Here is a 6,208-nt window from a genome sequence, read left to right as displayed (position 1 = left end):
ATGGAAATGGAAGCCACGCAAGCACCTTAAAATCACCATCATACACTAAATCAGTAAGTTGGCAGCATTACCCTTTTGCTGAATGTATAACTGAGATTGATGATTCTGGAAAATAATCACTAAGCCGCATAAATTATCCTTATTTTATTTTTAGGGTACCGTCCGGCGGTAAAAATAAAATACTCGTGCGGTTTAATGAAAGCAATTGGGTACGCGAGAAGAAAAACCCCACAAACCAAAATAATAAAACCTTAAATAACAACAATATGAAATTGATATTTTTAAAGTCAACTTTGTATTTGTTATGTTCATCACAAAATCAACATTTTGTTTGTTATTGTATTTGTGATGCATATCTCTATTTATTTATTGAATGTTCGAAAACATACTTTTCTAATGCAATGTTTTTTCGCTATACCCCTTTATAGATTCTGAATTCTCACCTGTCGGCTGTTTTCTCCTCATCTCATGTGACATATTCCCATACTTTACTCAAGGAAGATTGTCATGAAAGCACCTGTTTCATTAACCTCATTTCGCCCACAAAAATCTCTTGCTATCGCCATTGGCGTGCTTGCCGTGGTTGTGCTGCCATTTCTCTCGTATTACACCGTTAATGAAGGTGAACGCGGCATTTTGCTGCGCTACGGAAAAATCGTAAAAGTTGCCGAACCGGGGCTGGGTTTTAAGATCCCTTTTATGGAAAGCGTGGAGAAAATTTCCACGCGTAATCAGGCTGTGGTCTATCAGGGATTACAGGCCTACAGCCGCGACCAGCAACCGGCACAAATGACAGTATCAGTCAGCTTCCACATTAAACCTTCAGAAGCAGGCGCGGTTTATACCACCTACAACACTATTGAAGCATTAAAAGATCGTCTAATTGTCCGTCAGTTGCCAACTCAGCTGGAGAACATTTTCGGCCAATATACCGCCATCAGCGCCGTACAGGATCGTACAAAATTGGTTCAGGATCTGCAAAATGCCATGCGCAAAGCCGTTGTTGGGCCAGTGGTAATTGACGGGGTCCAGATTGAAAATATTGATTTTTCTGACGCTTATGAAAAGTCGATTGAAAACCGAATGAAAGCAGAAGTCGCCATTGCCACGCGTAAGCAAAATCTGGAAACAGAGAAAATCCAGGCGCAAATAGCGGTAACTCAGGCCCAGGCAGAAGCAGACAGTAAACTGGCGGCAGCCAAAGCAGAAGCGGAAACTATTCGCGTAAGAGGCGCGGCAGAGGCTGAAACTATTCGTTTAAAAAGTGCGGCTGAAGCAGAAGCAATCCGCCTGCGCGGTGAAGCTCTGCGGGATAATCCCGGACTTGTAGCCCTCACCACTGCCGAACGTTGGGACGGTAAACTGCCCGATACCATGATCCCCGGCAGCACAGTTCCGTTTATCTCTACTAAGTAAAAAAAGGGCCGCTTTCGCGGTCCTTCTCACAAAACGTCTTACTGATTACAGCAGCGCTTTTGCTTTCGCAACAACGTTATCAACAGTGAAGCCGAACTCTTCAAACAGCAGCTCTGCCGGAGCAGATTCACCGAAGGTGGTCATGCCGACGATAGCGCCGTTCAGGCCAACATACTTGTACCAGTAGTCAGCAATACCCGCTTCTACCGCAACGCGTGCAGTAACCGCTTTCGGCAGTACGGATTCACGGTAAGCCGCATCCTGCTTGTCAAATGCGTCGGTAGACGGCATGGACACCACGCGCGCTTTCACGCCTTTGGCAGTCAGTTTTTCGTAGGCAGCAACCGCCAGTTCAACTTCAGAACCGGTGGCGATGAAGATCAGTTCCGGCTGACCAGCACAGTCTTTCAGCACATAACCACCGCGCGCGATGTTTGCCAGCTGCTCTTCAGTACGTTCCTGCTGCGCCAGGTTCTGACGGGAGAGGATAAGCGCAGTCGGGCCGTCCTGACGCTCAACGCCGTATTTCCACGCGACCGCGGATTCAACCTGGTCACACGGACGCCATGTAGACATGTTCGGGGTCACGCGCAGAGAAGCGACCTGCTCTACCGGCTGGTGAGTCGGGCCATCTTCGCCCAGACCGATGGAGTCGTGGGTGTAAACCATCACCTGGCGCTGTTTCATCAGCGCAGCCATACGTACGGCGTTACGTGCGTATTCCACGAACATCAGGAAGGTGGAGGTGTACGGCAGGAAGCCACCGTGCAGGGAGATACCGTTAGCAATCGCGGTCATACCGAACTCGCGAACACCGTAGTGGATGTAGTTACCTGCAGCATCTTCGTTGATTGCTTTAGAACCAGACCACAGGGTCAGGTTAGACGGTGCCAGGTCAGCAGAGCCGCCGAGGAATTCAGGCAACAGCGGGCCGAACGCTTCGATAGCATTCTGCGACGCTTTACGGCTGGCGATTTTCGCCGGATTAGCCTGCAGTTTAGCGATAAACTCTTTCGCTTTGGCGTCGAAGTCAGACGGCATTTCGCCTTTCATACGGCGGGTAAATTCAGCCGCTTCCTGCGGATAAGCTTTCGCGTAAGCCGCAAACTTCTCATTCCATGCAGATTCTTTCGCCTGGCCTGCTTCTTTCGCATCCCACTGAGCATAGATTTCAGACGGGATTTCGAACGGTGCATATTTCCAGCCCAGCTGTTCGCGGGTCAGGGCAATTTCAGCGTCGCCCAGCGGCGCACCGTGGGAGTCGTGAGTACCGGCTTTGTTCGGGGAACCGAAACCGATGATGGTTTTGCACATCAGCAGGGACGGTTTGTCAGTCACTGCGCGCGCTTCTTCAACTGCGCGTTTGATGGATGCCGCGTCATGACCGTCGATGTCGCGAATAACGTGCCAGCCGTAAGCTTCGAAACGCATTGCTGTGTCGTCGGTGAACCAGCCTTCAACGTGACCATCGATAGAAATACCGTTGTCATCGTAGAACGCAATCAGTTTACCCAGCTTCAGCGTACCCGCCAGAGAGCAAACTTCGTGGGAGATGCCTTCCATCATGCAGCCGTCGCCCATGAAGGCGTAGGTGTAGTGGTCGACAATGTCGTGGCCCGGACGGTTAAACTGCGCCGCCAGCGTTTTTTCTGCAATCGCCATACCGACTGCGTTGGCAATACCCTGACCCAGCGGACCGGTGGTGGTTTCCACACCAGCGGTATAACCTACTTCCGGATGGCCCGGAGTTTTAGAGTGCAGCTGACGGAAGTTTTTCAGTTCTTCCATCGGCAGATCGTAACCGGTGAGGTGCAGCAGGCTGTAGATCAGCATGGAGCCGTGGCCGTTGGACAGCACGAAGCGGTCACGGTCAGCCCAGGACGGATTCTGCGGGTTGTGTTTCAGGAAATCACGCCACAGGACTTCGGCAATGTCAGCCATACCCATAGGGGCACCCGGGTGACCGGATTTGGCTTTCTGTACTGCGTCCATGCTCAGCGCACGAATAGCATTGGCAAGCTCTTTACGTGAGGACATTTTGACTCCAGATCGGATGATGAAGGGCACGCCCTTAACGACTTGACGACAGCGCGTTTTGGGCTACGCCGGAAAATTTGCCAACAATTTACCGCAAGCCGCGCGTCATGTACATGGAACATCCTTTTGCCGCTTCAGAAATCTCTGGATCATGCTCGCATGTTGCGCAATCTGCTCGCCCGTCCGCTGCGCTTTTCCTTATACTGAGACTGAGCGTCGATTCACCTGCAAACGGCGCATTTTTAGAATAATCCTGACCTTGTGCGGAAGAGAAAACATGAAAATTCGCGCCTTATTGGTAGCAATGAGCGTGGCAACGGTACTGACCGGTTGCCAGAATATGGACTCCAACGGACTGCTCTCATCAGGAGCGGAAGCTTTTCAGGCTTACAGTTTGAGTGATGCGCAGGTGAAAACCCTGAGCGATCAGGCATGTCAGGAGATGGACAGCAAGGCGACGATTGCGCCAGCCAATAGCGAATACGCTAAACGTCTGACAACTATTGCCAATGCGCTAGGCAACAATATCAACGGTCAGCCGGTGAATTACAAAGTGTATATGGCGAAGGATGTGAACGCCTTTGCAATGGCTAACGGCTGTATCCGCGTCTATAGCGGGCTGATGGATATGATGACAGATAACGAAGTCGAAGCGGTGATCGGTCACGAGATGGGGCACGTGGCGTTAGGCCATGTGAAGAAAGGGATGCAGGTGGCGCTTGGTACAAATGCCGTGCGAGTAGCTGCGGCCTCTGCGGGCGGGATTGTCGGCAGTTTATCTCAATCACAACTTGGTGATCTGGGCGAGAAATTAGTCAATTCGCAATTCTCCCAGCGCCAGGAAGCAGAAGCCGATGATTATTCTTACGATCTTCTGCACCAACGCGGCATCAGCCCGGCAGGTCTTGCCACCAGCTTTGAAAAACTGGCGAAGCTGGAAGAAGGTCGTCAAAGCTCAATGTTTGACGACCATCCTGCATCCGCCGAACGTGCCCAGCATATTCGCGATCGCATCAGCGCGGATGGGATTAAGTAAAGCCTAGTGGTGTCGAACGTAGGTCAGATAAGGCGTTCACGCCGCATCTGACATTAATGGCACATTTGTTACCTTGTGCGCATTGCCGGATGCGATGCTGGCGCATCTTATCCGGCCTACGGGTGCCGAACGTAGGTCGGATAAGGCGTTCACGCCGCATCCGACATTAATGGCACGTTTTACCCGTGCGCATCGCATCTGGTGCTTACTCGCCCTTTTTCGCCGCCTGAATATACAGCATCTCCAGCGCCAGCGTCGCCGCAGCCAGAGCGGTGATTTCCGACTGATCGTATGCCGGAGCCACTTCCACTACGTCCATCCCAACGATGTTGAGATCTTTCAGGCCGCGTACCAGTTTAATGGCGCGATCGGAGGTCAGGCCGCCAATCACTGGCGTACCGGTTCCCGGCGCGAAAGCAGGATCCAGGCAGTCGATATCAAAAGTCAGGTAAACCGGCATATCACCCACAATCTGTTTCACCTGGGCGATAACGTCATCCACGCTGCGATCGTTCACCTGGCAGGCGTCCAGCACGGTAAAGCCGTTGTCTTTATCAAACTCGGTACGAATACCAATCTGCACGGAATGATTCGGGTCGATCAGACCTTCTTTCGGCGCGGTATAGAACATAGTGCCGTGGTCAAATTCACAACCGTTCGCATAGGTATCGGTGTGGGCGTCAAAGTGTACCAGCGCCATTTTGCCGAAATGCTTCGCATGAGCACGCAGCAGCGGCAGCGTAACAAAGTGGTCACCACCGAAGGAGAGCATACGCTTACCGGCAGCCAGCAGCTTCTCGGCGTGCGCCTGCAGCTTTTCGCTCATCTCACGGGCATCGCCAAAGGCATATACCAGATCGCCGCAGTCCACGACGTTCAGACGCTCACGCATGTCGAAATTCCACGGGAAGCGGTTGTGTTCCCAGGCCAGATTCGTCGAAACCTGACGGATCGCTGCCGGACCGTGGCGACCACCCGCACGACCAGAAGTGGCCATATCGAACGGCACGCCAGTAATCACCCAGTCTGCATCGCTGTCATACGGCTGGAAGTTCATCGGCAGGCGTAAAAAACCAAAGGCATTGGAAACCAGTGAGTTATCGTATTGATGACCTAAGGTGCTCATGGATGGACTCCTATTACAAAGTCGATATAAAAAAACCCTTCCGCGTCGTTAGGCCCGACGAGGAAGGGTTGGATTTGCGAAACACAAGTTTGTGCTAATTATCGCCTTAAATGGGCGAGGCATCAAGCGAGGTTGCTATTTCCGACACGGTGGCGGCGCATAGCCATTGTTATCTGCCGGAAAGGCTTGTCCAGAGCACGGCGGCAGCGCGTTTTGCGCCGGGCCTTGTAATTCAAAGGCGGCAAAGCCGATTACCCCGGTATTACGCACATCGCCTTGCGCCGAATTGGCTGCGTAGGAATCAGCAACGTTGGCGAACTGAAAAGCCGCTTCAGTATGTTTATCTTTGCGGAATCCTTTAATCACTAACGAATCTCCGGCATTCACAATATAGCCGTTGTTATTCAGCGAACCTTGCTTGCCGTTCAGCACATCCAGGCCATCAGCCGTAGCAACGATCTCGTAGTTGGTGTTACGACTGTAATTACGGACATATAATTGATAATTCATTCCGACTCTGGGTAATGACTCCAACTTACTGATAGTGTTTTATGTTCAGATAATGCCCGATGACCTTGTCATGCAGCTCCACC

Annotated in this window: 5 protein-coding genes and 1 pseudogene; 2 read left to right on the top strand and 4 right to left on the bottom strand. The window is 51.6% G+C overall.

The genetic code is table 11. From position 1 onward, the window contains the following. The first annotated feature begins 507 nt into the window (after positions 1–507). A complete protein-coding gene (locus ABZJ92_RS20065; protein WP_000646937.1) occupies positions 508–1,416 on the top strand; it encodes a prohibitin family protein in 909 nt (302 codons plus the stop codon). Positions 1,417–1,461: 45 nt separating this feature from the next. Here ABZJ92_RS20065 and tkt read toward each other — a convergent pair whose 3' ends face one another. Next, positions 1,462–3,453 carry a transketolase gene (tkt, locus tag ABZJ92_RS20060; protein ID WP_025745414.1) on the bottom strand — a complete coding sequence of 664 codons (1,992 nt, stop codon included), beginning with the start codon at positions 3,451–3,453 and terminating at the stop codon, positions 1,462–1,464. Between the two features lie 277 nt (positions 3,454–3,730). On the opposite strand from tkt, the gene loiP reads away from it, so the two are divergent. Beyond that, entirely contained in the window at positions 3,731–4,489 is a 759-nt protein-coding gene (loiP, locus tag ABZJ92_RS20055) for a metalloprotease LoiP (protein ID WP_005051759.1), read from the top strand. A gap of 205 nt (positions 4,490–4,694) precedes the next feature. Here loiP and speB read toward each other — a convergent pair whose 3' ends face one another. From speB to ABZJ92_RS20040, 3 genes and pseudogenes are all read right to left on the bottom strand, one after another. Further along, positions 4,695–5,615 (bottom strand): agmatinase, encoded by a 921-nt coding sequence (gene speB / locus ABZJ92_RS20050; RefSeq protein ID WP_000105566.1) that lies wholly within the window; start codon positions 5,613–5,615, stop codon positions 4,695–4,697. 135 nt (positions 5,616–5,750) lie between these two features. Continuing rightward, a pseudogene (locus ABZJ92_RS20045) lies at positions 5,751–6,134 on the bottom strand (hypothetical protein); the annotation flags it as partial. A 16-nt stretch (positions 6,135–6,150) separates the two neighbouring features. After that, positions 6,151–6,207, bottom strand: coding sequence for an IS1 family transposase (locus tag ABZJ92_RS20040; protein WP_003032489.1), 57 nt, complete (start codon positions 6,205–6,207; stop codon positions 6,151–6,153). Position 6,208: the final 1 nt, after the last annotated feature.

The sequence above is a fragment of the Shigella sp. FJ200513 genome (assembly GCF_040495915.1).
Taxonomy (GTDB): domain Bacteria; phylum Pseudomonadota; class Gammaproteobacteria; order Enterobacterales; family Enterobacteriaceae; genus ECMA0423.
The sequence above is the reverse complement of the archived record's forward strand: the minus strand, read 5'-3'. Positions and strand labels throughout refer to the sequence as shown.

What these genes read in the sequence shown, in the direction of transcription:
- ABZJ92_RS20065 (WP_000646937.1), top strand. Translation starts at nt 508, where the DNA reads ATGAAAGCACCTGTTTCATTAACCTCATTTCGCCCACAAAAATCTCTT.
- tkt (WP_025745414.1), bottom strand. Translation starts at nt 3,453, where the DNA reads ATGTCCTCACGTAAAGAGCTTGCCAATGCTATTCGTGCGCTGAGCATG.
- loiP (WP_005051759.1), top strand. Translation starts at nt 3,731, where the DNA reads ATGAAAATTCGCGCCTTATTGGTAGCAATGAGCGTGGCAACGGTACTG.
- speB (WP_000105566.1), bottom strand. Translation starts at nt 5,615, where the DNA reads ATGAGCACCTTAGGTCATCAATACGATAACTCACTGGTTTCCAATGCC.